The 25,944-nt window shown below is 64.0% G+C and carries 20 protein-coding genes and 3 pseudogenes; 17 read left to right on the forward strand and 6 right to left on the reverse strand.

The annotated features are described in order from the left end of the window. Positions 1-116 precede the first annotated feature (116 nt). The 4 genes and pseudogenes from MLGJGCBP_RS52160 to MLGJGCBP_RS32890 all read left to right on the forward strand — a co-directional run bounded on the left by MLGJGCBP_RS52160 (position 117) and on the right by MLGJGCBP_RS32890 (position 7,753). Positions 117-3,447, forward strand: a pseudogene (locus tag MLGJGCBP_RS52160) (protein kinase domain-containing protein). Positions 3,448-3,858: 411 nt separating this feature from the next. Beyond that, a complete protein-coding gene (locus tag MLGJGCBP_RS32880) occupies positions 3,859-5,028 on the forward strand; it encodes a sugar ABC transporter substrate-binding protein (protein ID WP_160100903.1) in 1,170 nt (389 codons plus the stop codon). 74 nt (positions 5,029-5,102) lie between these two features. Then, positions 5,103-6,710 carry a sugar ABC transporter ATP-binding protein gene (locus tag MLGJGCBP_RS32885; protein ID WP_160100905.1) on the forward strand — a complete coding sequence of 536 codons (1,608 nt, stop codon included), beginning with the start codon at positions 5,103-5,105 and terminating at the stop codon, positions 6,708-6,710. 122 nt (positions 6,711-6,832) lie between these two features. Further along, entirely contained in the window at positions 6,833-7,753 is a 921-nt protein-coding gene (locus MLGJGCBP_RS32890; RefSeq protein ID WP_160100907.1) for an ABC transporter permease, read from the forward strand. Between the two features lie 146 nt (positions 7,754-7,899). Here the strand turns inward: MLGJGCBP_RS32890 and MLGJGCBP_RS32895 are convergent, their stop codons facing one another. Next, complete coding sequence (locus tag MLGJGCBP_RS32895; RefSeq protein WP_160100909.1) at positions 7,900-10,566, reverse strand: helix-turn-helix transcriptional regulator; 2,667 nt, start codon at positions 10,564-10,566, stop codon at positions 7,900-7,902. A gap of 630 nt (positions 10,567-11,196) precedes the next feature. On the opposite strand from MLGJGCBP_RS32895, the gene MLGJGCBP_RS32900 reads away from it, so the two are divergent. The 6 genes and pseudogenes from MLGJGCBP_RS32900 to MLGJGCBP_RS32920 all read left to right on the forward strand — a co-directional run. Next, positions 11,197-12,120: an SDR family NAD(P)-dependent oxidoreductase gene (locus MLGJGCBP_RS32900; RefSeq protein WP_268960788.1), complete on the forward strand. Its 924-nt coding sequence runs from the start codon at positions 11,197-11,199 to the stop codon at positions 12,118-12,120. Positions 12,121-12,262: 142 nt separating this feature from the next. After that, positions 12,263-12,810: pseudogene (locus tag MLGJGCBP_RS32905) on the forward strand (flavin reductase family protein). Beyond that, positions 12,807-13,319, forward strand: coding sequence for a hypothetical protein (locus MLGJGCBP_RS32910; RefSeq protein WP_160100913.1), 513 nt, complete (start codon positions 12,807-12,809; stop codon positions 13,317-13,319). The pseudogene MLGJGCBP_RS32905 and the gene MLGJGCBP_RS32910 overlap by 4 nt, the downstream one beginning before the upstream one ends. 89 nt (positions 13,320-13,408) lie before the next feature. After that, positions 13,409-14,188 carry a hypothetical protein gene (locus tag MLGJGCBP_RS52165; protein WP_236581504.1) on the forward strand — a complete coding sequence of 260 codons (780 nt, stop codon included), beginning with the start codon at positions 13,409-13,411 and terminating at the stop codon, positions 14,186-14,188. Further along, positions 14,074-14,499 carry a tyrosine-type recombinase/integrase gene (locus MLGJGCBP_RS52170; RefSeq protein WP_236581496.1) on the forward strand — a complete coding sequence of 142 codons (426 nt, stop codon included), beginning with the start codon at positions 14,074-14,076 and terminating at the stop codon, positions 14,497-14,499. Before MLGJGCBP_RS52165 ends, MLGJGCBP_RS52170 begins: the two co-directional genes overlap by 115 nt. 60 nt (positions 14,500-14,559) lie before the next feature. Continuing rightward, positions 14,560-15,192, forward strand: a pseudogene (locus tag MLGJGCBP_RS32920) (IS630 family transposase); the annotation flags it as partial. Between the two features lie 70 nt (positions 15,193-15,262). Here the strand turns inward: MLGJGCBP_RS32920 and MLGJGCBP_RS32925 are convergent. The 4 genes from MLGJGCBP_RS32925 to MLGJGCBP_RS32940 all read right to left on the reverse strand — a co-directional run bounded on the left by MLGJGCBP_RS32925 (position 15,263) and on the right by MLGJGCBP_RS32940 (position 17,411). Next, positions 15,263-15,598 (reverse strand): hypothetical protein, encoded by a 336-nt coding sequence (locus MLGJGCBP_RS32925; protein WP_160100915.1) that lies wholly within the window; start codon positions 15,596-15,598, stop codon positions 15,263-15,265. Further along, positions 15,595-15,855: a hypothetical protein gene (locus tag MLGJGCBP_RS32930; RefSeq protein ID WP_160100916.1), complete on the reverse strand. Its 261-nt coding sequence runs from the start codon at positions 15,853-15,855 to the stop codon at positions 15,595-15,597. The genes MLGJGCBP_RS32925 and MLGJGCBP_RS32930 overlap by 4 nt, the downstream gene beginning before the upstream one ends. A 61-nt stretch (positions 15,856-15,916) precedes the next feature. Next, entirely contained in the window at positions 15,917-16,126 is a 210-nt protein-coding gene (locus MLGJGCBP_RS32935; RefSeq protein WP_160100917.1) for a hypothetical protein, read from the reverse strand. Between the two features lie 361 nt (positions 16,127-16,487). Beyond that, positions 16,488-17,411, reverse strand: coding sequence for a LysR family transcriptional regulator (locus tag MLGJGCBP_RS32940; RefSeq protein ID WP_160100918.1), 924 nt, complete (start codon positions 17,409-17,411; stop codon positions 16,488-16,490). A gap of 110 nt (positions 17,412-17,521) precedes the next feature. Between MLGJGCBP_RS32940 and MLGJGCBP_RS32945 the strand changes: the two genes are divergently transcribed. Continuing rightward, a complete protein-coding gene (locus tag MLGJGCBP_RS32945) occupies positions 17,522-19,300 on the forward strand; it encodes an acyclic terpene utilization AtuA family protein (RefSeq protein ID WP_160100919.1) in 1,779 nt (592 codons plus the stop codon). Between the two features lies 1 nt (position 19,301). On the opposite strand, the gene MLGJGCBP_RS32950 is transcribed toward MLGJGCBP_RS32945, so the two are convergent. Further along, entirely contained in the window at positions 19,302-20,297 is a 996-nt protein-coding gene (locus tag MLGJGCBP_RS32950; protein WP_201453259.1) for an IclR family transcriptional regulator, read from the reverse strand. Between the two features lie 35 nt (positions 20,298-20,332). On the opposite strand from MLGJGCBP_RS32950, the gene MLGJGCBP_RS32955 reads away from it, so the two are divergent. The 6 genes from MLGJGCBP_RS32955 (at position 20,333) to MLGJGCBP_RS53290 (ending at position 25,940) form a co-directional block, all read left to right on the forward strand. Further along, positions 20,333-22,042: a thiamine pyrophosphate-binding protein gene (locus tag MLGJGCBP_RS32955; RefSeq protein ID WP_160100921.1), complete on the forward strand. Its 1,710-nt coding sequence runs from the start codon at positions 20,333-20,335 to the stop codon at positions 22,040-22,042. 272 nt (positions 22,043-22,314) lie between these two features. Continuing rightward, the gene (locus MLGJGCBP_RS32960; protein ID WP_201453260.1) at positions 22,315-23,109 is read left to right on the forward strand and encodes an ABC transporter ATP-binding protein; all 795 of its coding nucleotides are present in this window, start codon (positions 22,315-22,317) and stop codon (positions 23,107-23,109) included. Further along, entirely contained in the window at positions 23,106-23,942 is an 837-nt protein-coding gene (locus MLGJGCBP_RS32965; protein WP_160100923.1) for an ABC transporter ATP-binding protein, read from the forward strand. Before MLGJGCBP_RS32960 ends, MLGJGCBP_RS32965 begins: the two co-directional genes overlap by 4 nt. Next, on the forward strand, positions 23,929-24,816 hold the full coding sequence (locus MLGJGCBP_RS32970; RefSeq protein WP_160100924.1) for a branched-chain amino acid ABC transporter permease: 888 nt from the start codon (positions 23,929-23,931) through the stop codon (positions 24,814-24,816). Before MLGJGCBP_RS32965 ends, MLGJGCBP_RS32970 begins: the two co-directional genes overlap by 14 nt. Continuing rightward, complete coding sequence (locus tag MLGJGCBP_RS53285; protein WP_160100925.1) at positions 24,809-25,519, forward strand: branched-chain amino acid ABC transporter permease; 711 nt, start codon at positions 24,809-24,811, stop codon at positions 25,517-25,519. The genes MLGJGCBP_RS32970 and MLGJGCBP_RS53285 overlap by 8 nt, the downstream gene beginning before the upstream one ends. After that, positions 25,458-25,940 (forward strand): branched-chain amino acid ABC transporter permease, encoded by a 483-nt coding sequence (locus tag MLGJGCBP_RS53290; protein ID WP_160100926.1) that lies wholly within the window; start codon positions 25,458-25,460, stop codon positions 25,938-25,940. Before MLGJGCBP_RS53285 ends, MLGJGCBP_RS53290 begins: the two co-directional genes overlap by 62 nt. Positions 25,941-25,944: the final 4 nt, after the last annotated feature.

Raw genomic sequence — 25,944 nt, forward strand, 5'->3', positions numbered from 1 at the left:
AGAACGGCGTCAACACGTACGATGATCGAATCCTGCGGCGGGATGAACACGGTGAGCTACGCTGGGTGAGATCGAAGAAGAAGGCCCACCCACGCGGCCGATGTCTGCAAGGACCCATGACTGAGAATGACCCGCTCCAGACACAGCGTGATGTACCTGGCGGCGCGGATCTCGACCTCATCACAGAATTGCGCACGGCCGGATTCGACGACGCCACCGAGATCGGTCGCGGTGGCTTCGGCGTGGTCTACCGCTGCAGGGAAGCTGCCCTCGACCGTACGGTGGCGGTGAAGGTCCTCACCGCCGATCTGGACGAGGAGAACAAGGAACGTTTCTTCCGGGAACAACAGGCTATGGGACGCCTGACCGGTCACCCCAACATCGTCAATGTGCTGCAAGTCGGAGCTACCACGACTGGGCGTCCCTACCTTGTGATGCAGTATCACCCACGGGATTCTCTCGATGCGTGGATTCGACTCCACGGACCCCTCTCGACCGAGCAGGTACTCCGTCTCGGGGTGAGGCTGGCCGGCGCCATCGAGAGTGCATATCGTTTCGGCATCATTCACCGTGACGTCAAGCCCGCGAATATCTTGCTCAGCGACTACGGCGAACCGGCCCTCACCGATTTCGGCATCGCGCACGTCGCCGGAGGTTTCGAGACCGCAACCGGCACGGTAACCGGCTCCCCCGCTTTCACCGCGCCCGAGGTCCTCGGCGGAGACCCTCCTGGGCCCGCGTCGGACGTCTACGGGCTCGGCGCCACCCTGTTCTGCGCATTGACCGGTCACGCGGCGTTCGAAAGGCGCAAAGGCGAACAGGTGGTCGCCCAGTTTCTGCGGATCACCACACAACCCGTGCCGGATCTGCGTGAAACCGGCATCGACGAGGATGTGTGCGCGCTCATCGAAATGGCGATGTCACGCAATCCCGATGACCGCCCGACGGCTGCCGCACTCGGGGAGAAAATTCGGGGGCTGCAGCTCGACCACGGCTTCGGAGTCGACGAGATGGCACTGCACGCCGGCACGGAGGACGACCACCTCCAGGGACGATTCTCCGTGCCTCTCGGTTTGCCTTCGACAGAGCCTCCTGCCGGAGATCACCGCACACCCCGGCACGGGTCGTCCGACGTCCCGGTCGGAAACCTCGCGCTCGAACTCACCAGTTTCGTCGGCCGCCGCGCGGAGCTGACGGAGACGCAGCATTTGCTGGAACTTTCCCGGCTGGTCACGTTGACAGGGATGGGGGGGCGTCGGGAAGACGCGACTCGCGCTGAGGGTCGCTGCCGATCTACGAGACAACTTTCAGGACGGCGTGTGGCTCGTCGAGCTGGATGAGATCAACGATGACTCCTTGCTCGTACAGCTGGTGTCCAGCACGCTGGGCGTGCGCGAGCAGCCGGCTCGGCCCCTGCGCGAGGTCCTCACGGACTTCGTCGCCTCCCGGAGCCTACTGTTGGTATTGGACAACTGCGAGCACCTGGTATCCGCGGTGGCAGAGTTGGCAGAGTCGCTGCTCCGTAGAAGCCCGAGGTTGCGGATTCTCACGACAAGCCGCGAGGCCCTGTCCATCGGCGGGGAGGCGACCTTGCGAGTGGCACCGCTGGCCGTACCTGTCCCAGGTCGACAGGTCGCCGGGCCGGGCGGCAACGATGCTGTTGCCTTGTTCGCCGAACGCGCAGGCTCTGCCCAGCCAGGCTTCCAGCTCACCGCGCAGAACGAGTCTGCGGTCGCACAGATCTGCTCTCGCTTGGACGGGCTGCCTCTGGCCATCGAACTCGCGGCTGCCCGAATTCGCGTGATGTCGCCTGAGCAAATCCTCGAGCGACTGACCAACCGCTTCACACTGCTGACCCGCGGCAGCCGGGCTGCGCCGAGCCGTCAGCAGACGCTTCGATGGAGTATCGACTGGAGTTACGAACTGTGCAGCGCGGTCGAACAGCGCCTCTGGGAAAGATTGTCGGTGTTCGCCGGCGGGTTCGAACTCGACGCGGTCGAAGGAATCTGCGACGGAGATCTGCAACCAGATGAATTACTCGACTCGTTGTCCTCCCTTGTGGACAAGTCGATTCTTCTCCGCGAAGAGACCGACACCGTCGTCCGCTTCCGGCTGCTCGAGACCGTCCGCGAGTACGGGCGGCAAAAGTTGGACCAGTCCGAAAGCTACACAGAGCTACGCCGCAAGCACCGAGACTGGTATCAGCAGTTGGCGCTCGCTGCGGAGGCAGGTTGGATCAGCGACCGTCAACTGGACTGGATCAGCCGCCTCGAACGTGAACAACCCAACCTTCGTGAGGCTCTGAGCTCCACCGAGAACGAATCGGCGCTGGAACCCCCGGACGATGCCGCGCTGCGTGCCACCACCGCACTGTTCCCGTTCTGGCTCTCCCGAGGTCTACTTAGTGAGGGCCGGTACTGGCTCGACCGCATGCTCGCACGAGATTCGAGGCAGGAAACCATCGCGCGAATCACAGCGCTCTGCGCTGACAGCGTGCTCGCCGAACTGCAGGGCGACCTCGCCACCGGTCGATCACTGATCGAGCAGGCGCGGGTGACTGCCGGACCGAGGCCAGATCCTGCGATCCACGCCGAGATCGCTCACGCCGAGGGTATCTCGGCACTCTTCGGTGGCGACTTCGATACCGCACGTTCGCGCCTGGAAGTCGCGCTCGAACTCTTCGAATCGATCGGTGCACTCCGCCCGAAAGTCGAAGGACTGCTCCAGCTCGGCTGGGCGCATGCTTTTCGTGGAGATACCGAGCAGGCACTCATATCCCACGAAAAGGCTCTCGCGATTACCGAATCACGGGGGGAATCCGTGTATCGGTCCTACGCACTCTGGGGCACGGGGGTTGCCCACTGGCAGCAGGGCAATGAAGAAACCGCGGTCCGGAATCTCCGGCAATGCCTTCGGCTGGCGCGGCTACGCGACGACCCCCTGATGGCTGCGCCCAGCATGGAGGCACTCGCCTGGATCGTATGCGAGAGCGACAGTTCACGGGCGTCCGTGATGATGGGCGCCGCAGAGGCACTGGGACGAACTGTAGGCAGCTCCACCGTCCTCTTCCCCAATCTGCTCGTCCACCACGAAGCGTGCGAGCGACACACACGTGCCGCGCTCGGCCGTCACGCATTCGAGACCGCCCACGACAAGGGCGCCAAGCTCGGGTTCCATGCGTCGATCGCTTACGCACTCGGCGAAACCGACGTCGACCCCACGACCACGATGACCAGGCGCGAGCGTCAAGTCGCGGAACTGGTCGCCACCGGTCGGACCGACAAAGAGATCGGCGAGCTGCTGACGATCAGTCCTCACACCGTTCACGGACACGTCAAACACATCATCGCCAAGCTCGGGCTCACCTCGCGAACACAGATCGCATCGGCGATGTCCCCTGTGAACGAAATGCGCACATCAGCCCGTCCGCTGTCCCACGACGCCTGATCGACCAAACGCGTTGCCGATTGGTTCTTGCCGCCGGAATGGTGGTTGCTTCGGGCGAAAGACAGTAGTGACTACTCCTGCTCGACCAATGGTGTCCGTGGTCACATTGTGCCGCGCAAATCCAGCGCTCTGCGTCGTCAGTCTTCGAGGCGCGGAAGCACCGGCCAGTTGAAAACGAAGCTGTCGCACAGTGATTCTCTCTCCGGCCGGCAACCGGAGCTGGGACACGACAGCGACTCGAATTTCGTTTTCCACTAGACGGTTTCAGGATCACACCTGACCACGAGCTCGACTGCTGTCACGCAAATCTTTTCAAGATCCTCAGTTCAATCTCTACACCACGTGCCGACGAGGCTCAGGTCCGTTCCGGCGCGCTTAGAAGTCGACACAAACGTGTCGCGAAGGAGAGAGATGTTGAAGCAAGAGAAACTCCGTGCTGCCGCAGTAGCAGTCGTTGCACTGTCACTGTTGGCTGCCGGATGTTCGTCGGAGAGCGAGAACGCCAACGCCGCAGCAGCGGTCGAGGGAAACGCGGCGGGTTCCGGCTACTCCGCTGAAGCCTCCAAGGCTGTTCAGCAAGCGTACGAGGGGCTGTACACCGAGCCCACAGCCGACGGCCCGGCCGCGCAGAAGGGCAAGAACATCTGGGTGGTGTCCTGTTCACAGGCATTACCCGGCTGCTCCGAACCGGCCGCGGGGATCGAGGAGGCCGCGAAGGCGTTGGATTGGAACGTCACGGTCGTCGACGGGCAGGCCACCCCGGCCGGCTACAACTCCGCGATTCGTCAGGCCGTCGCAGCCAAGGCCGACGGGATCATCGGAGTCGCCATCGACTGCGCGTACGCTACCGCCGCGCTCCAAGACGCCAAGAACGCGAAGATTCCCACCGTCGGCGTCTATGCCTACGACTGCGACGATCCCAAGGTCAATGGCGGCGAGGCGCTGTACAGTGCCCTGATCAACAACAATGGGACTCCGGGCGAGTTCGGTGCGCTGTGGGGCAAATTGAAGGCTCAATACGCTGCCGCCGCCACGAGCGGCGAGGCGAAGATCATTCAGCTGACGCATCCCGAATTCCTGGTCACGCAGTACGAAGTCGAGGGTTACAACGCCGAGATCGCGAAGTGCAGCACGTGTGAGGTCGTCGCCACGGTCGAAATCACCGCGCAAGATCTCGGTAGCCCTGCGACCACCGCGCAGAAGGTCGCTACCGTCCTGCAGCAGCATCCCGAAGCGAATGTCCTCGAGGTACCGGACGACACCACACTCGCACTTTCAGCGCAGGCCATCACCGCCGCCAACCGTTCCAACCTGACCGTGGTGGGGGGCGAGGGCTACCCGTCGACGTTCGACCTGATTCGCGAAGGCGTCGTCACGTCCGCAGTCGCCATCCCGGCGAACTGGCTCGGATGGAGCGGAGCGGATGCCATGAACCGTGTGCTCGCCGGACAGCCCGAGATTCCGAATCAAGGAGTGAGTTTCCAGATCATCGACGCCGAGCACGGCCTTCCCCCCGCCGGCAAGGGCTGGACTCCATCGGTGGACTACAAGGCGAGCTTCACTCGGTCCTGGAACGGCTGAACGCACGTGGGTGGACTTCCGTTGGGGGAAGTCCACCCACTGCGACGGACATTTGACTTTGCGGAAGGTACGAAATGGCACAGCACGGCAGTCTGCATCCGCAGCCAGGCGAAGAGCCCGGTCCGGTCGCACCTGAAGTGGGGATTCGGGTACGTTCTCTGACCAAGACATTCGGCGGTACCCATGCACTGAGAGACGTCAGCTTCGACATTACGCGCGGGTCCATACATGCATTGTGCGGAGGCAATGGTTCCGGAAAATCCACGCTGATCAAGATTCTGGCCGGCGTCCATCACGCCGACTCGGGCATGATCGAGATCGACGGACGCTCGCACGATGCGGCCAAAACATCACCGTCGTGGGCACATCGACACGGTCTGCATTTCGTTCACCAGGCCTCGGCCACGTTCGCCGAGTTGACCGTCGCTGAAAACTTCGCCATCGGTTCCTCGTTCGGCGGCCGGGCACTGAGTCCGATTCGGTGGCGCGCACTGCGCCTACACGTTCAGCGTGTGCTGGATCGGTTCGAACTGAACGTCGCCGCAACGACACGGATGGGTGATCTCTCACCGGCCACCCAGACAATGGTTTCGGTTGCCCGGGCATTGCAGAACGAGGCAGAAGCGGATCGTGGTGCGTTGATCCTCGACGAACCGACCGCATCGCTGCCCGCGCACGAAGCTACAGCCGTGCTCGATGCCATGCGGCGGTACACCGAGCGTGGACACACGGTGGTCTTCGTGTCACACCGACTGGGAGAACTTCTCGAGGTCGCCGACGAGATGACCTTCCTACGCGATGGGCGACACCTCGAGACGAGGACTGCCCGAGGTTTGAACACACGGTCGTTGATCGAGAAGATCAGCGGTCACGCGCCTTCCGCGACGCCGGCACGACGAGTCGAGTCCGTGCAGGGGCAGGAGAGACTCAGGCTCGAGAACTACGCCGTCGGTCCTCTTCGAGACGTCACGATGTCGGTGCGTGCAGGAGAGATCGTCGGTATTTCCGGCCTCCTCGGATCTGGTAGGTCGACGCTTCTGAAAAGCCTTTTCGGTGTCCACCCCGCGACCGGCGGGACCGCATCTCTCGACGGTAAACCGCTCACCGCCGACCACCCCGTGCAGGCAATTCGGCGAGGCGTCGCGTACCTTCCGGAAGACCGTGCGGGCCAAGCAGGTTTCAACGATCTGACCGTCCGGGAGAACCTGAGCGCTCCGGCTATCGAGAACTATTGGCGCGGGCTACGGATTCGGCGATCCGCTGAGCGGGACGACGCGCAGATGGCCATCGAGCTGTACGACGTCGTGACGTCGTCGGCCGAGGCCGTCTTTTCCAGCATGTCGGGAGGCAACCAGCAGAAAGTGGTTCTCGCGCGTTGGCTCGCGCTTCACCCCTTGTTGTTGCTCCTCGACGAACCGACACAGGGAGTGGACATCGGTGCGCGCAACGCCATCCACGACCGAATTCGAGAGGCCGCCCGCAATGGCACTTCAGTGTTGGTGGTGAGTTCGGATCCCCAGGAGTTGTCGGAGTTGTGCGATCGGGTGATCGGTCTCTGGAACGGAACCGTGCAGGGCGAGGCACGGGCCGAGGAGTTGTCGACACAGAGATGCACCGAACTCGCGTACGGGCTGTCCACCGACACTTCACTCACGTACGGCACAGATAAGGAACGAGCTTGATGAGTACATCGACATCATCACCTGAGCAGGAAACAACTCCCGCGGGCATCGATCGACCTGTTTCTCCAATCCCTCGATCGCCGAACAGCTCACGACTCCTCGATCTCGGTGAGCGCTTCGGTTTGATCGCGCTACTTGTCGCGATCGTCATCGGATTCTCCCTCGCTCAGCCGGAAACGTTTGCCACCGCGGCGAACTGGCGCACAATCATATCTTCGCAGTCGGTCATCATCGTACTGGCTCTCGCATTGATGGTGCCGCTTCTGTCCGGAAACTTCGATCTGTCCGTCGAATCCGTGGCGGGTCTGGCATCGATGGTGGCCGCAGGTCTGATGGCACGGGACGGCTTACCCCTGGCCGTAGCGTGTGTTTTCGTCTTCGGGCTCGGTATCGTCATCGGTCTCGCCAACGGTCTGCTGGTCACCAAGTTCGGGCTCAATGGCCTCATCGCCACCTTGGGCTCGGCAACGATCATCGATGGTCTGGTCAGCTGGTACAGCGACAACACGAGTATCTCGTCCGGCATTTCGCGCGGTCTCGTCCGTTTCGGCACCGGTACCGTGCTCGGGGTGCCGTCGCTCGCCATTGTCGCAGCGCTGATCGCGGTCGTCGTCGGTTATGTCGTGACACAGACGCCTTTCGGACGCAGGCTCGTCTCGATCGGATCCTCGGGACCCGCGGCGGAGTTGGTCGGCATCCGAGTCGATCGGATGGTTGTCACCAGTTACGTAGTGTCCGGCGGCATGTCAGGACTCGCCGGCGTCCTCCTGCTGGCGCAGCAGGGAAGTGCAAGTCCGGGTTCGAACGGTATCGCCATTCTGCTGCCGGCCTTGGCGGCGGTATACCTGGGCGCTTCGACGTGGACACCGGGTCAGTTCAACGTCGTGGGCACTGTACTCGGATTAATCCTGGTCGCCGTCACCGTCAGTGGATTGACGCTGACCGGTGCAGCCTCATGGGTGAACTCGGTGTGCTACGGATGCGCCCTCATTCTGGCGGTGGGTGCGTCCGCGTGGTTCCGAAAGAAGCGTAGCGGCGCGTGAGTTGAGTGGTCGGCGACGACTACAGGGTCCGCCGACCCGGTGACGGGCAGACGAGTTCGGCTTCTTCTGGATGGTCAGAAGGAGCCGAATTCGTCTGTCGACAACGACTATCAGCCGGCTACGGGCGCCCGTCTCAGGCACTCGACCTAGATTTCCGTCAGCGCTCCAGCCAGTTCGTGACGGCGGTAGATCCCGAGCTTGCCATAGACGTGTTGCAGCCGACTCTCGACAGTTCTGACCGAGATCACCAACTCTTCGGCGATTTCCCTGTTCGTTCGCCCGGCCGCCGCCAGATGGGCGGCCTGGCGTTCGGAGGCAGTGAGCGAGGCGCGCCCTTTGCTGCTCGCCAGAGCAGGCGTTCGGGGATTACCACAGGACACCGCCAATAGCACGGAGCGCCGCTCTGCTGCTGCGGCCGAGCGACTTTCGTTGGCGCGCGTCCATGCCGCCGCCGCATCGGCTGCAGCTTCCGCGGCCAACAGACCAGCTCCCATCTGCTCGAAGTCAACACTGATCGCATCCAGTCCTGTGGCGTCTGCTCGGACCAAGGCTTCGACGTGCCTCAACCGGGCGGGGGCGAGGTGACCTTCCACGTGGGGTGCAATGTGCCGCATGGACGCCACCGCGCTGGACGGGTCCCCGGTTCGGGCCAAACTGTGCAGGGCAGCGAGGGCGCCGACGTGGTCACCGATCTCGACGCCCTTCCTCGCGGCCTGTTCGAAGATTCGATGGGCCCGGCCGAGACGAGTTTCGGCGACTTCGGTCCATCCCCGAGCCAGGTCCTGGTCGACTCCCATGAAGTAACTCGTCGGGACATCGAGTGATTCGAGGTCGGAAAGGGTCTCCCGCGCTTCGGAGGCACGACCGCTGACGGCCAGTGCGAGGGCGAGGTAACCCAGACAGAACTGAACGAATTGCGGTCTGCCGAGCTGCCGATACAGTGAGGTCGCCGTCTGGGCTCGGCGGACAGCGAGTTCGACATGCCCCCGGTCGGCTACCGTCTTCGACAGCTGCCACGCGAACAACGCTTGCGCTTCGAGGACTCGGGACGCTACCGCCTCGTTGTATTGAGACGTCGAGATCCCCTCCGCGTCATGGAACCTGCCACCGTACGACAGTGCCTCCACCTCGTAGAAGAGATGCATCCACGGGTACCAGTTCATCGGCTGACTCAGTTTCAGTTGCGCCGCGCGACCGCGACGCGCGACATCGATTGCTTCATCGATTCGGCCGGTGCGAGCCAGACTGTAGGAACCGGGCATACACGCCCACGCGAACGCCGTTCCCTGTCCTTCGGCGATGATGTCGGCGGTTGCTTCGACGGCGTTCCGGAATCCTTCCTTGGCGACGATCAACGCTGCCATGCGTGCGGTGACCTCGTCGCGAGCGGTCCCTCCGAGCGTGGACCGGGCGTGTCGGGCGATGTCGAGTCCTTCATCGAGGGCGCCGGCGTAGATCACCCGATGATCGAGGCGAGCAAGGGTCACCTGCAGCATTTCTTCGATGGTGGATGCGTTCTCCGCCAATTGGGTGAAGGCGTCTTCGGACTCTGCGGGACGGCCCTGCAATCCAACCAGTTCTGCGAGCAGGATTTCGGCCTCGAAGCCCGCGCCGGCCTCGATCGCGGCGCGAGCAAGTTGTTCGGCGAGGGGGAAGTCGTAGCGCCATCGTGCAAGCATCGCTGCTTCGTGCATCAGCCGGCGATCACCTCCGCCGGCGAGCATGCGCCAGGTGGCTATCCTCAGGACCTGTTGCCCGGAGTCCACCTCTACGGTTTCCACGGCGTCGGCCAGGGACCGAACGATCGACCGCGCCCGCAGCTTCGGCACGCGGGCTCTGAGCACTTCGCCGTAAAGCGGGTGGCTGAGCGTGACGACGATCCGATCGCCTTCGACGCGGGTAGCGATCAGGCCTTTTCGCTCGAGGGATTCTGCAATGTCCAGGCGGCCGAAGGCAGCCAATTCCGCTGCGCCGAGCGGTTCACCGAAGGCAATGACCTCGAGGAGAGCACGTTCGTCGTCACTGAGATCGCCGAGTCGATTGTCCACCAGTTCCACCAGGCGATCGGTGGGCTGGAGGTCGCCGACGAGACGCCATACCCCGCCGTCGTTTCGGAGAACATCCTTCTCGAAGGCGCCTCGCACCAATTCACGGAGAAAGAGGATGTTCCCTCGAGAACGCTCGGCCAGTTCCGCGACCGCGGCGTCGTCGACCGGGCCGCCCAACGCGAGCGCGATCACCTCGGCGACGGCGTCGTCGGGCAGACCGGCCAACTCGATCCGGTCAGCCAAGCCGTTCTTCCACAGGCCGATGGTGGGATCCGGTGCAGGGGTCCTCGCGCGCACGGTTCCGAGTATCAGCGCGGCATTCGATTCGACCAGCTGGTAGATCAGCGTGGCCGACATGTTGTCGATGTCGTGCATGTCGTCGACGGACAAGATCAGCGTTCGCCCTCGGGCGGCCGCGACGAGGGCGTCGGCGCATCGGCGCAACAGACTCGCGCGACTGCCCAGTCCACTGGGTTGGGCCTCCCAGATCCCCGCCGGCAGCAGTGGAGCGAAAGCCCCGAGCGGAATTCGAGAGCTCGCCCGCGTGGCGCGTACCCGGACGACCCCGAGACCCTCGTCCGCCACGACTTCCAGGATGTCCGCGGCCAACCGGCTCTTTCCCACACCGGCTGCGCCGGCCAGGACGACACCCCGCCCCGCGGTGAGATTGGTGACGGTCCGTTGCCACTCCTCGGCACGTCCGACGAGTGGCCAGTCATTCGTTACGCATGCTGCGGTCGCACCGGGATTGTCTGCCGCTGACACGTTCACCTCTGACCGGTTAACCTATCGCTGATGTGATCAGCAGCACACTCTACCAAACGACTGCTTGAAGTTGCCCCGTAATCGGCCACCGCATTGCCGACGAGGAGACGACCTCCGTACCTGTCGCCGTTGACAATTGCCGACTCCACAGCACATCCAGGAGGCGACACTCCTGTCGATTTGCACTCCTTCTTTTCAAACAACCGGTTGGCTAAAACAGGGTAGGCCCGTTGGGCATCGCGGGCAAGTACCGACCTCGGCTTCGACACCACCGGGCGCGTTCGTCCAGCATGAAGGACTCGAGACAGCTTCGCGACGAGTGCTTGTCCCACCTGTCAGCCCCGCCACCCTCGGGCGGGTGTACTCTCGGCGCGACCGACCGCGCGTCCCCGCAGCATCGTGCACGTTGCGGAGACGCGGGAAGCTCGTTGGTGTCTCGGAAGTCGCGTTGGCGACGCCCTTCGCTTCGTCAGATCCTCCGCAGACGGCGGGCCGGCCGATCTTCCGATCCCCCAGCCGATTGCGCGAAGGCACCGAGATCGAACCGAGCGTTGAATGCATACCGGGGTCAGGCGCGGACAGTCCTGATCCCATCGAAGAATTCATTGAATGATGAGGAGTTGACCCCAAATGTTGGATCTTCAGGGACGAGTCGCCATAGTCACCGGAGCCGGAGCCGGCATGGGACGCTCACACGCGCTCACCCTCGCCGCCCGAGGCGCCCGAGTCGTCGTCAACGACGTCTCCCGAGACCACGCCGAACACACCGTCGCCGACATCACCGACGCCGGAGGCACCGCAGTCGTCGACCTCCACGACGTCGCCACAGACGCCCCCGCCGTCGCACAAACCGCACTCGACACCTACGGCCAACTCGACATCGTGGTCTGCAACGCCGGAATCATCCGCGTCGGACTCTTCGACGAACAACCCTCCGACGAATTCTGGAAAGTCTTCGACGTCTCCTTCCGCGGAACCGCCGAACTCGCCCGCGCCGCCTGGCCCCACCTGGTTGAGTCCGGCACCGGCCGCCTCGTCCTGGTCTCCTCCAGCGGAATCCTCGCAAACCCCGGCGCATCCGCATACGGCGCAGCCAAAGGCGCGATCTGGGCCCTCGGCAACACCCTCGCCATGGAAGGCGACCGCGTCGGCGTCCAGGTCACCACGATCATGCCGACAGCCTGGACCCCCATGACCGAAGGCGCATACTCCGACCCCACGATCCTCTCCACCCTCCGCGACGGCATGGGCCCCGAACACGTCGCCGCATTCATCACCTACCTCGCACACCAAGACACCGACGTCCACGGCGACTTCTTCCAGGTCAGCGGCGGACGCGCAGGCCGACTCGTCCTCGCCGGACTCCCCCGAGTCGAAGCAGCGGAGAGCACCCCCGAAGGATGGGCCGCCCGCGCCGACCAACTCCGAGCCGACTCCGACACACTGACGCAGTACCGAGTCACCGGCGAACAATTCGCAGACGAGATGATCGCTGCGAATCCCGCCGTGGAGGAATCGTTCCGGCGAATGAATCCCGCCGACCTGGGAGCCTGAGCGACCACAGAACCTCACCCTGGAGCAGCCCCCGCCCGCCACCGCTTGTCAACCGTACGTTTGGTGGTATGGTGTGTGTCACACGAAACGGAGAACGGCCGAGGTCCCCACAGCAGCAATTGTCGAACCGGAGCAAAACCCTATGAGTCTCACTCGCGTTCACTCGCCTGCACCGTCACTCGAACCCGTCACCGTCGGCCACGCCGAGCTTCGCTCGACTCTGGGGTCTTTCCCGTCGGGGATCGCGGCGCTGTGCGCCGCGGTCGACGACGAATCCGTAGGATTGGTCGCTACATCGTTCTCGGTCGGTGTCTCCTACGATCCGCCGCTGGTCCTGTTCTCGATCCAGAACAGTTCGCAGACGTGGCCACGCCTTCGGACCGCCCAGCGCCTGGGCATTTCGATACTCGGCGAGGGTCAGGACACGTCTGCGCACAACTCCCGTCTCGGACTCGGGACAGGTTCGCCGGTCTTGAAACCACACGTACAGAATACGATTCGCTCCTTCTGCACGGTTCCGCACTCTGGCTCGATTGCGAGATTCGCCAGGGGATACCAACTGGAGATCACAGCATCGTCGTGATGGAGATAATGGAAATGCAGGCAGCAGACGACGTCGCACCACTCGTCTACCACCGTTCGAAGATCAACAGGATTGCCGCACTGTCACACCGCGAGAACCGGTCATGATTTCCTCCGCGTCTCGCACGCCCCTGGTCGCCCTGGAACTGCGCGGATCCGCCGGCGACTCGACAGCGGGAATCTGTATACCCTGCAGTACGCTTCCCGGCCGGACCGACCCGACCGCCGACACCGGCGAACTCCCTGGTGCACCAGCGACAGTCCGCATCCAGGCAGCCGACCTACGACAGGCTCGAGCCGCCACGGAACGTCTGCGTCTACGCGAGGCGCAAGCCGGCCGCGAGCCGGACGGCCTCGTCGTCCTGCTCGATCTCGAGTTCCTGATCGCCGCCGACGCTCGCACTGCGCGCGCCGAATTCTCTCTGCAGAACTCGTGTACGCACCCGGACCACTCGGCGACCGTGCGCTATGTCGGCACACCTCGCGGACTCGCGGGCCTGATCTCGGATATTCGTGCGGCCTCAGTGGCCGACGGTGTGACGCTGATCCCGCTCGCGGAACGCGGCAACGTGGAGATGGTCACCGAACAGGTGCTGCCGCTCCTCGACCTCGTGTGAACCGACCCGCTGCGAACGTTCGTGGCGGTGTCGCAGCGTGGCGAGAACTGCAGCGCCGCACACGAGCAGGATCAACGCCCACCGTTCGGGTGTGGCAAACCAAGAGCTACGCCGGAGCGGTGGCGCTCTACTTGACGTGGTGCGGACTGGCACACCTGGACTGGCGGACAGCCGCCGACCGACTGGGAATATTCATCTTGTGGCTGCGGCACACTCCCTCTGAATGCGGCAGGCCGGGCGCGTCGGTGGTGTTGGCCGGTCCGGGGGCCGATGCGGCGCGTGGACCGCGTCGGATCAACGCCGTGCTGGCCGCGGTGCGGGGGTTCTTGACTTTCGCGGTCGACCAGGGCGAGGCCCCGCAGGATGTGCTGCGGCAGCTCTACGAACTGGCCGACAGCCGGAGCTTGCCTGCGGAGGCTCGCGGTGAGGACGGCGCGTGGCGGCTGCGGATGCGCGCCCGGCACCGGCTGCAGGTCGCCAAGAGCCGGCCGGACCGGGCCAGCGATCAGGAGGCGGTGGCGCTGCTGCGCGCCTGCCGTTCGGCACGCGACCGACTGCTGGTGCTGGTGCTGTGTCGGGCGGGGCTGCGGCGCAGCGAGGCGGTTGGGTTGCGGCGGGAGGACATCCACTTCCTGCCCGATTCGTCGGGGCTGGGCTGCGACTTTCCGGTTCGCACCTGCACGTGGTCCGGCGTGACAATGTCAATGGGGCCTGGGCGAAGTCGCGGCATTCGCGGACGGTTCCTGTCGACCGGATGGTTGTGCAGGCTCACGACCAGTATGTGCCCGAGCGCGCGGGCGTCCCGGACGCCGCCGGGAGCGACTTTGTGTTCGTCAACCTGTTCCGGCCGCCGGTCGGCGCTCCGATGAAACCGGGGGCGGTGAACGATCTGTTCGTCGCGCTGCGCGGCCGGGCGGGGGTCGACCGGCGGGTGCCGCCACATGCGCTCCGCCACGCGTTCGCCAGTAACGTGCTCGACGCGGGCGGGGCGCTGGACGAGGTGCAGGACCTCCTCGGTCACACCTCTATCGGTTCGACGCAAGTCTATGCCCATCCCGCGCCCGAGCGGCTACGGCAAGCGGTCGAGAGGGTGCCCTCGCCGCGTCTGCGGGCTGACGGTAAGGATGAGCAGGACCGCCTCGGAAGCCGCACCGCACAGTCATGGGTTCACCGGCGATGACGATTCTCGCCTGAAAGCGTTGCTGAACAAGGAGTTCCGTGTCGGCGCAGGACGGCGATCTCTCGGATATGGCGCGCGTTCGGCCTGAAGCCGCACCTGGTGGACACGTGGAAGCCGTCGACCGATCCGCTGTTCATCGACAAGGTTCGGGACGTGGTGAGGCTGTACCTCGATCCGCCCGACAAGGCGATGGTGCTGGCGGTGGACGAGAAGTCGCAGATGCAGGCACTCGACCGCACCGCACCCATGCTGCCGATGATGCCGGGAACGCCCGAACGCAGAACCCACGACTACGTCCGCTACGGAACCACGAGTCTGTTTGCGGCACTGGATGTTGCCACCGGCAAGGTCATCGGCCAGCACCAGCGGCGTCATCGGCACCTGGAGTTCCTGCGGTTCCTCAAGACCCTCGACGCCAACACCCCCGAAGAGTTGGACCTGCACCTGATCTGTGACAACTACGCCACGCACAAGACCCCGGCGATCAAGAAATGGCTCGCCAGCCACCCGCGGTTCCACCTACATTTCACTCCCACCTCGGGTAGCTGGCTGAACCTGGTCGAGCGCTGGTTCGCCGAGTTGACCAACCGCAAACTCCGCCGCTCGTCGCACCGGAGCGTCCAGGCCCTTGAGGACGACGTCAACGCTTGGATCGCTGCGTGGCACGACGACCCGAAACCCTTCGTATGGACCACCCACACCCACCACGAGACAATCCCGCGACAGCAGGCTGCATCTTCTTATGCAGAGATACTGTCCGAGGTCAGACAGTGATCGTCGAACGTTGACTCTTCGGGTCGCCGGCCTCAGTCCACGACGCATCTATCTGGACCGAGCCGCTAGATAAGGGAATCGCCACCCAGCTGCGCGAGGAATCCGCCTCGATACTGACCGGATCCGACGGTGGATCGAGGTGTAGATGGGTACCTTCAAGACCTGTCACCTCGAAGGTAAGGTTCTCCGCGGCAACGTCGCCCGAGTTCGTGACCACCAGACGGTTACTGATAGTCCGGTACTTCATTTTCCCATTTTTGTCGAGTCCCTGCTGCTCTTTCTGGTGATCGTGGTGCCATTTCAACTTTGCGCCCGAGGTCTTCACAGGTCGGGTGGGTGCGTCTCAGACCAGCCCGCCTCGTCGAGGTCGTGTTCGAGCGCTCGGATGACCTGGCCTGCGAGGTCCGCTGGGTCGTCGTAGTCGCCGAGCAAGCCCTCCGCCTCAAGTTCGTCACGGAACGCGCGAAGCGCTGCTTGCTGGTCCAAGTCGGCGTTTCGCGGAATCGGCTCGTTCGAAAAATAGACATGCACCGGTTTTCCGAGCTTGTGCGCACGTCGGATCTCCTCGGCGGTCCCCGACACATCCACGCCAGTCTCAGTGCCGAGACGACTGTCGAAGAACGCGACGACGACATCCGAACGATCAACGGCCTGCGCGTTGATAATGGATTGCGGGCGGCCACCGAGGGACGGCAGCGTTGCGCTCGTACAGCCAGGGCAGAAGCGCGATATTTGCGCGCCGGCCGTTGTTGATGTTCCAGTCGTTGATTTGGTCGCGAACAGCTGCGCGTTCTTCGGAAGTGTCGCCTGGCGATGCGATCACTACCACGACTCCGGTCATCAGCTGTGTCATCTGGACAGTTTGCCTGATAGATCAGGCATCATGCTCTCCTCGGTCCGCGTGTCGCCCATATCGTTAGGCCGGTCCGCAACGACCTGTCGTCGCCGCACGCATCACTCCAATGCCTCTCGGCGCTGCCGCGGCCTGGCGATGCTGCCACCTGCACACGAGCCCCGAAACTCACCCGACTGGATACCACTTCCGATGTTTCGACACCGTCCGCGGCGCGGCCGAGACCCCCACGCTCGCCGCCCACACCGAACTGACCATCTGTGTTCCAGAGCCAACGCGGCAGCCGCCGTATCCCAGTCACGTTGCCCCTGTAGTTGGCGGAACCGCTGAGATAGTCGCCACCGACGTGCGACCACACGCGCTAGGGGACGGTGTGGGATGCTCGCAGACTTTCAAGGATCGAAGTTATCGTCTCGGTCTCGACCCTGGGTTCCGTGCGGTTCTCCAGTACCGCCGCAACAGTGGTCATCGTCAGCTTCGGCCGGGTGACAGGCAAGGAGATCACCGGATCGCCAGCGAAAGCCTTGGTTGTCATTCCTCCATTGAGAGCGGCAAGGGTGAAAGCTCGACCGCTGGACACGAGATGTGCCAGTCCGGCAAAATCGTGGCCTTCCAGGGTCAGTCGCTTGTGAACGCCGCAGTGAGTGAGGATTTCGTCCACGCGGCGATAGAGAAACGGTGCTGCATCGAAGGCGATCGAGGCGTACGGCAGTGCCGCGAGCTCGCGGAGTCCGATCTCCGTCTTGTCATCGAATCCCAGACCTCGGGCGACGATGACCGCGATGGAATGAATCTCGAGCGTGACGGTGTGCAGGTCGGGTGAGGCGATCGGACCGTGAACGAGGGCTATGTCGAGTTCGCCGGCGTCCAGGGCCGCGATCAGCGGTTCTGTACTGCCTGGGCGGAGCTGAACTTCGAGGGCCGGGTCTACGTCCTCGATGATGTCGAGGACTCGGGTCCGCAGCGTGGTTGATACGTCTGGTGCGATTCCGATCCGTACGATGTGACGACCGTGCTCGGTCTTGGTCTGACGAGCTGTTCTGGTGAACGAGTCGAATCGCCGAACCACGTCGCGCGCCTCCGGAAGCAGTTGCTCGCCGTATCTGGTCAACTCGACGGTTCGGCGGTCACGGACGAACAGTGGCGCGCCCAACTCGCGCTCAAGATCGCGTATCCGCTGGCTGAGCGGCGAGACAGCCATGTGCAGGCTCTCCGCGGCACGGGTGAAGTTCAGCTTGTCTGCCACCGCCACGAAGTAGCGCAGGTGTGAGATCTCCACGTCCACGAGAGTAGATCCGGTGTGACCGATCTGGTCACACCGGTGTGTGCACATTGGTCGTGGACCTGAACTCTCACCGCCGATAGCTTTGCAGCACTGAGTGATTGCGAGGATTGATGACTGCGAGACCGATTCGAATTGCCAACTTCTCGGGCTACCTGGGTGATCGGCTGAGCGGCTTGACCGAAGCCCTCACCGGTGATCCGATCGATGTGGCGGTAGGTGACTATCTGGCCGAGATAACTCTGGCCGCGCTCGCCGCGAGGAGCAGGTCAGGACACCCGGGGTACGTGGACTATTTCCTCGACCAGATCCGCCCGCACCTGAGTTTGATTGCGCGCACCGGCGTCAAGGTCGTCACGAACGCAGGCGGCTTCGATCCCGCCGCCCTCGCCACAGCGCTTCGGCTCGAAGCAGATGCAGCAGGCGTCGTCCTGTCCGTGGCGTATGTCGAAGGCGACAACATCACCGACGAGCTGGACGCACTGCAGCAGCAGGGACACCGCTTCGAGCACCTCGACACGGGCAGCGACCTGCGCTCATGGGATGCCGACATTCTCACGGCTAACGCCTACGTCGGAGGGTGGGGAATCGCTGCCGCACTTCGTGAGGGCGCCGACCTCGTCGTGTGTGGGCGGGTGACGGACGCATCATTGGTGACCGGACCTGCGGCCTGGTGGCATGGCTGGGAGGCAACGCAGTGGGGTGAGCTTGCCGGTGCTGTGGTCGCCGGGCACATCATCGAGTGCGGTCCCCAGGCCGTTGGTGGCAACTTCTCCGGGTTCACCGAGGTTCCGGGGACCTTGCGACCTGGTTTCCCGATTGCCGAGATCGCTGCGGACGGATCGTCGGCCATCACCAAACATGCTGGTCACGATGGTTATGTGACCACCGACACGGTCACCGCGCAGTTGCTGTACGAGATCCAGGGCCCGCGGTATCTCAACCCTGATGTCACCGTCCACCTCGAGGGTGTCTCGGTGCAGCAGTCGGAGCCCGACAGGGTTCTCGTTGCCGGCGCAGCGGGATCACCGCCTCCGCCGACGACCAAAGTTGCCGTGTTCGGACGCATCGGGTACCAGGTCGTCCACAGTGTCTTCGTCACTGCTCCGCAGGTAGACGAGAAGGTCCGACATCTCGAATCGCAGCTTCGCGCGGACCTACCGAGTGACGTCGATCTTGATGTCACTCGACTCGGCACTGCTGCGGTGGACCCTCGGACGCAATGGGACGCGACAGTGTGCGTGCGGGTCATGGCCACCGCCACAGCACGCGAGGCGCTTCTCGACTTCAATCTCGGGCGCCAGTTGCGAAGCCTGTATCTGCAGAGCGTTCCTGGGTTCTTCCATGACGGTGCGTCGACCTTGGTGTCCGAGCCGCGTCCACGTATCGACTACTGGCCGGCGTTGTTGTCGGCACCGATGGTGCCTCATGCCGTGGTTCTGCCGGACGGCCGTCGCGAAGCGATCGCAACGAGCGCTGTCACGACCGTGCCGAGTCAACTTCCGGAACAGAATCCGCCTGCTGTCCCCGACAGTGGTCCCACTCGCGTGGTCGAGCTCGGTGCCCTGGTGCACGCACGAAGCGGCGACAAGGGCGGCAACAGCAACGTCGGTCTGTGGGTGAAGGACCGCGCGCATTGGCCGTGGTTGCAAGGGACACTGACCGTCGACGAACTGCGCAGCCTCATGCCCGAGGCGAAGGATCTCGACATAGTCAGGCACGAGTTTGCGCATCTCGGGGCGATCCACTTCGTTTTGCGCGGACTGCTCGGCACCGGCGGATCGTCCAACCTGCGGGTGGACCAGGTCGGCAAGGCTGTGGGCGAGTACCTGCGTGCGAAGTACGTCGTGGTTCCCGAAGCGCTATTCGACCACACTGGACCGTCGCTGTGAGTCAATTGTCGACGCCGGCAGCGCGGTCGGAGATCGCTGCTGCTACGTCGACGACTCGGCGCGCGATTAGGTCTACCTCGGCACCTGACGCCTTACCCGTGTCGAGGGCGCACACAGCCGATTGGGCATGGAGGTTGCCGTCGAACACAGCGGCGTTGATCGAGACGGGGTAATACGTTGCTTCGGGAGCGATGTCGGATACGAGCGACTCTGCGGACAAGTTCGAACCGCGCACGAGCAGCTCCATCCGGCGAGATCCGAAGGTCGCGCTGGTCCGGTCCTCGACGAGTTCGGTCATGGACTGGGGGGTGGGCTCGAATTGTTCCACGCTATAACGCCGGTCGCGTATGCGAGCCAGGGTTTCACGGTAGTACTGCCGTTCCTCCGGTGTCGCTGTCGGTGCTCGGTCGATCCATCGCTCGATCGCGTAGCGGTTCTCCCACGCCATGAGAATGCCACTCAATGGGGGACGGAAGGCGATCCTGTCACCGGGGCGCAAGCCCAGTGTGCTACAACGTTCCCCTTTCGGTTGGGCAATGGTGGCCACGGCCAACTCGTTGGACGAGCGAATGATTAATGCGCATGCGCAGCGCAGCTCGTCGGCGAGATCGGTGAGCAGGGGGCCGGCCAGGCTGACCACGTCGAGTGCCTCGGTAGCGGCGTGACCGAGGGCGACCAGTCTGGGGCCGAGACGGTAGGACTTGTTGTCCGGGTTCTTCACCAGCCAGCCGACTCGGGTGAGTTCGGCGAGCATGGGTAAACAGGTCGCTTTGTCGACATCGAGCTGGCGGGCGATGTCTGTGAGGTTCACGGCTCGCTGAGGGGTAGTTGCGAGAAAGTCGACTACTTCCACGAGGCGCTCGGTTTGGGGCGATCTGCGCGTCATATGTTTGCACAATGCCACTGATTGACGAGATATAGGACACATCCTAGCGTGCAGTGCGTCACATTCCCGGTCGTGTGTGTGACCTACGACTGGACCGATGAGCGGTCTCATCGGAGTTCTTCTCTTTGTTGTGAACGGAGTACAAAATGACGATGACCGGTGGAGAACTACTCGCCCGCGCCATGCGCAATGCCGGCGTCGAGAAGGTGTTCACTCTGCATGGAGGCCACCTCGACGCTTTCCTCATCGCCTGTGAACCCAATGGGATTCGCTTGATCGACACCCGCCATGAGGCGACGGCGGGACATGCCGCCGATGCCTACGCGCGCATGACCGGCAAGCCCGGAGTGTGTGTGGTGACCTCGGGGCCGGGTTTCACCAATGTCTACAGCGCGATGGCCAACGCCTACCTCGACTCGATTCCGGTGCTATTCGTGGTCGGCGCGCCTCCGATTCGAGAGAGCGAGACCAATCCGCTGCAGGGTGGAATCGATCAGATCGCCGCTTCGGCTCCGGTGACGAAGTGGGCACACCGGGCCACCAACACCGAACGGATCCCCGAGTTGGTGGATCTGGCCTTGCGGCATGCAGTTTCGGGCCGCCCGGGTCCGGTCCTGCTCGAGGTGCCGATCGACATCATGTTCCGGCCCGTCGACGAATCGGCGACCCGCAAGCAGAGGTCGTCGTTCGAGGTTGCGGCGCCTGCGCCGGCAGCATCCCAGGTCGAGGCCGCGATCAAGCTGCTCGAGTCGGCGCAGCGTCCCATCCTGGTCACCGGCGGTGGTGCGGTGTTCTCCGGCTGCGGTCCCGAACTCCTCGCGTTCGCCGAGGCCATTGGCGCGCCCGTCTTCACGCCGAACAAGGGTGACGGCATCATTCCTGCCAGCCACCCCCTGGCTGCGGGTGGCGCGACGCCTCTCGCACTGACCAAGCAGATGGTGGGCTCGCCGGACGTGGTCGTTCTCCTCGGATGCCGAGCGGGAATGTTCACCGGCGGTCGGGTAAGTGCGTTCCCGGACGCCGAGATCATCCAGATCGACCTCGACCTGGTGGAGATCGGGAGGCTACAGAACGTCGCCGTGCCCATCGTCGCCGACTGCAAGCAGACGTTGGCGGCTCTGTTGGAGACGGCACGAACCCGGACCTTCGCCGACACAACCCAGTGGGCCAAGGAAGTCGCCTCGGTCAAGGACTTCCATCGCGCGATCTACACCGACCCCACCACGGCATCAGGGCGCATCCACCCGTACTTCGCCGCGAAGGCTATTGTCGCCGGTGCACCCGAAAACACGGTCTACGTGCTCGACGGCGGTGAAGCTCCTGCGTGGGCCGGGTTCCACATTCAGGCCGAGCAGCCCGCCAGCGTCCTACGTCTGGGATACCTCGGGTGCCTCGGAGTGGGACAGGGCTTCGCGATCGGTGGCAAGTCCGCTGCACCGGATCGTCCGGTTCTGCTCATCGCCGGCGACGGGGCCGTCGCGTTCCACATCCAAGAGTTCGACACCATGGTCCGTCACGGGCTGCCCGTGGTCACCGTCGTGTTCAATAACCTGACCTGGGGCATGTCGATCCACGGCCAGAAGGCCGTCTACGGAGACTCCGGAGTGGTCGTCTCCGAACTCGCGGACAGCGCATACGAGCAGGTGGCCGTTGCCTTCGGTGGATACGGAGAGCGGGTGGATCGGCTCGAGGACCTCGAGGAAGCGGTCCGTCGTGCCTTCGAATCCGGGAGGCCCGCCTGCATCAACGTCGCCGTGGACCCCGACGTCGTTCACCCGCTGACCACTTCGATGCTCGGCGACGTCACCTCGACGACCGAGATCGTCATCCCGTACTACGAGAACATCCCGCGCTGAACGCGTTCGCGCAGATCACCGCCCCGCACACACCGTCTCCCGGTGGCGTCACCGCCCACCGGGGGACGGCGCCAGAAGGACAACTACACAACAGTTTTGATTCTCCTCAGGCCGGACGGAGCGGGTCGACCGAGTCCTGGCCGCTGGCCGGTCGAACATCGACTCGCGGCGCTTCTCGCGCATACCATCACCGCCCCGGTGAACTTCCTCGGACCTCACTGGGCACCCTCCTGCGGCACGTTTCCTCGTGCCGCCTCCCCCATCTTTGGAGCATGATGCTGACCATCTCCAATCTCTCGGTTGCCTACGGAAACGCAGCGCCAGTCCTCGAATCACTCGACTTTTCCGTTCCCACCGAGGGCACCACCGCCCTGCTCGGTAGCAATGGCGCGGGAAAGACAACACTGATGCGCGCACTGTCGTCGACGCTCCGCTTCCATGGCGGCCGGATCCTATCCGGCACAATAACTTTCGAAGGAAGCCCGCTGCAGAGCAAACCTGCCGCGGCCATCGTCCGATCTGGTCTCGTCCAATCCCCTGAGGGCCGACACGTCTTCGCGACACTCACCGTCGATGAGAACCTCACGGCCGGCGCGACGACCGCCAGCTCACGACGCGTCCGAGACGAGGCCCGCGAGCATGCGTACTCCATCTTCCCCCGGCTGGCAGAGCGACGTGCGCAGCACGCGGCAACACTGTCCGGTGGCGAACAGCAGATGCTCGCCATTGCTCGGGCACTGATGAGCGGACCACGCATGCTGCTTCTGGACGAGCCCTCCCTGGGGCTGGCCCCCAAACTCGTTCATCAGGTCGGTGAAATCGTTCGCACCGTGGCCGAGCGTGGCATCGGCGTGCTACTCGTCGAACAGAACGCTGCGATGGCTCTGTCCGTGGCCGATCGCGCCGCGGTTCTCGACGGCGGACGAATCGTCGCCGACGGATCCGCGGCAGAACTCGAGGACAGCTCCCGCGTACGGGACCTCTACCTCGGCGGTGCTCATCAGTACGAGCTGACCATCGACTCTGCTGCCAACCAAAAGCATCTGACGAAATGGGCCCATCGATGACTAGGACAACACCGTCGCTTGCCGACGGACTGCTGGTACAGCGTCTGCACGTCGTCATGGGAGGAATCACCGCACTCGACGGCGTCGACCTGACCGTCGAGCGCGGCACCATCCACGCCGTCATCGGGCCCAACGGCGCGGGCAAATCCTCGCTCCTCAACGCCATCTGCGGCATCTACCCCTTCGACCAGGGCACCATCTCGTGGGCCGGGCAGTCGATCGGTGCGCGCACCCAACGACAGATCGCACGCGCAGGTGTCGCCCGCACCTTCCAGAACATCGTGATCTCGCCGCACGAGTCCGTCCTCGACAATCTTCTCGTCGGACGCCACCGCCTGACCACCGCAGGGGCACTGTCCTCGATCTTCGGCCTCGACCGCAAGGCCGAACGCATCCACACTGCCCGAGCTGTCGAGATCGCACACATCACCGGCCTCGGAGCAGTTCTCGACTCACCCGCAGGATCCTTGGACTACGGTGCGCTCAAGCGTCTCGAACTCGCTCGCGCCCTGAACCTGGAACCCGACCTGCTGCTCCTCGACGAGCCGGTAGCCGGCATGAACGCCGACGACAGCGCCGAGTTCGCCGCACTCGTTGCGGCCCTGCGCGGCGATCTGGACCTGACCGTCGTCCTCATCGAGCACGACATCCCCCTCGTATTTGCGCTTGCCGACGGCGTCACAGTCCTCGACCACGGAAAGAGAATCGCGACCGGCTCACCCGAGGCGATCAAGTCGGACAACGCAGTCCTCGAGGCATACCTCGGTATGCCGCAGTCCGCCGGACACCACGGCGACCAGTCCGGAAGGAACGCCGACCATGCGCCTGCTTGAGATCCTCGTGAACGGGACTTCCCTGGGTATGCTCTACGCCCTCGTTGCACTCGGCTTCGTCCTCATCTTCAAGGCGACCCGAACGGTCAACTTCGCTCAGGCCAGCTTCTTGTTGATGGGCGCTTACCTGGTCGCCGTACTCACCCCCCGCCTCGGATTCTGGCTGGCGACGCTGCTCTCACTGCTCGTCACCGGTGCCGTTGCCGTCCTCATCGAACGCGTCCTGATCAGCAGAGTCGACATCCGCGACCACACATCGGCAGCGATCCTCACGCTCGGTGTGAACATCGTTCTGGCCGCCGAGTTGGTGCGCCGGATCGAGGAACGCTCGCTGCCCATCGATGCACCCTGGGGAAACAGCGTCGTCAACATCGCCGGCACCACGCTGCCGGTGTCGCGGATCGTGGCGATCGTCGCCGCGTTGCTGCTGATCGCGGGACTGACCGCCGCGCTGCGGTTGACTCCCTGGGGTTTGGCGATGCGCGCAACGATCGACGATCCCGAAGCTGCGGCGCTGGTCGGCTTCAACCTGCGCACCGTCACCGCCTCCGCCTGGTTCGTCGCCGGTGCGCTGGCGGTCATCGCCGGCATCGGACTGACCGCTTACCCCTCACCGGGGGTGAGTGTGGCCACCCAGGCGGTCGCCCTGCTCGCCTTCCCCGCCGCCATCCTCGGCGGCATGGACTCACAGATCGGCGCGGTCGTCGGAGGGCTGATCATCGGGATCGCTCAGGTCGCCGTGTCCTCGTACGCCGGTGCCCTGTCCTTCCTCGGCCAAGGACTCGGGGAAGTGACCGCCTACATCATCATGTTCGCAGTCCTGCTCTGGCGTCCGTCCGGCCTCTTCGGCACCAAGGAGCTCACCCGTGTCTGACCTTGCACTCGATCCTCAGCCCCCCGCCCTCAACACCGCCCAGCGATTGCCCGACGCGGCGTCCCCGCGGGGCTCCATGCGGTGGTCGGCCGGCAATATCGCCTGGACTGCACTCGCCGTGTGGGCGCTGTTCGCTCCGTTCTTCATCAAGGCCTCGGTGCTGTCCATCGGACTGTTCGTCATGGCCGCCGCAGTTGGCGCGATCGGGCTGTCCCTCCTGACCGGAAGTACCGGATTGCTCTCGCTCGGCCACGCTTTCTTCATCGCCGTCGGTGCGTACGGCTATGCCGTTCTGGCCGGCCCGCCCGGTGCCAAGGTCATAGGACTGGGATGGCCGCCGCTCGTGGCCGCGATCGCCGCGATCGGTCTCGCCGCGATCGCTGGTCTGCTCGTCTCTCCGATTGCGGCGCGGCTGAAAGGCATCTACCTCGGCATCGCCACGTTTGGACTGGTCTTCATCGGCCAGCACCTGCTGCTCAACCTGACCCCGTTGACCGGCGGATTCGACGGACGCTCGGTGACACCGTTCTCGTTGTTCGGATTCGAGTTCAGTTCGGCGTCGAGCATCCATGTTCTCGGCGTGAGATTCGGCTCCGAAGAAACTTCGGTGGTACCTGTTCCTGGCAGTCCTGGCCGGCGCGGTGCTCATCGCAACCCGCCTACTGCGCGGCCGCACCGGTCGCGCATGGCACATGGCGCGTGACAGTGAGGTCGCGGCGGCGTCGATGTCCATAGACGTCCAGTCGGCCAAACGAACCGCCTTCGTGACCGCGTCGAGCTTCGTAGGCGCAGCCGGTGTGCTGACGGTCCTCGCTTTCGATCGAGCGGTACCGGCCTACTACGACCTCAATCTGTCCATCAACTTCCTTGTGATGATTACCATCGGCGGTCTGGTTTCCGTCCGCGGTGCAGTGCTCGGTGCTGCCTTCGTCGTCGCGCTGCCGTTGCTGTTGGTCAGGTACTCCGACGCGTTGCCGTTGGTGGCGGAGCCGGGCACTCCCGGGCTGTCCGCCACAGTGCTGTCGCAGTTCATCTACGGCATCGCCGTGGTCGTCATCGTCCTGATCAATCGTGATCGCCTCCGTGCATTCGTCACCAGACTGACACGCACACGTGCCCGCTGAACTG

Source organism: Rhodococcus sp. T7 (genome assembly GCF_009872365.1).
Classification (GTDB): domain Bacteria; phylum Actinomycetota; class Actinomycetes; order Mycobacteriales; family Mycobacteriaceae; genus Rhodococcus_F.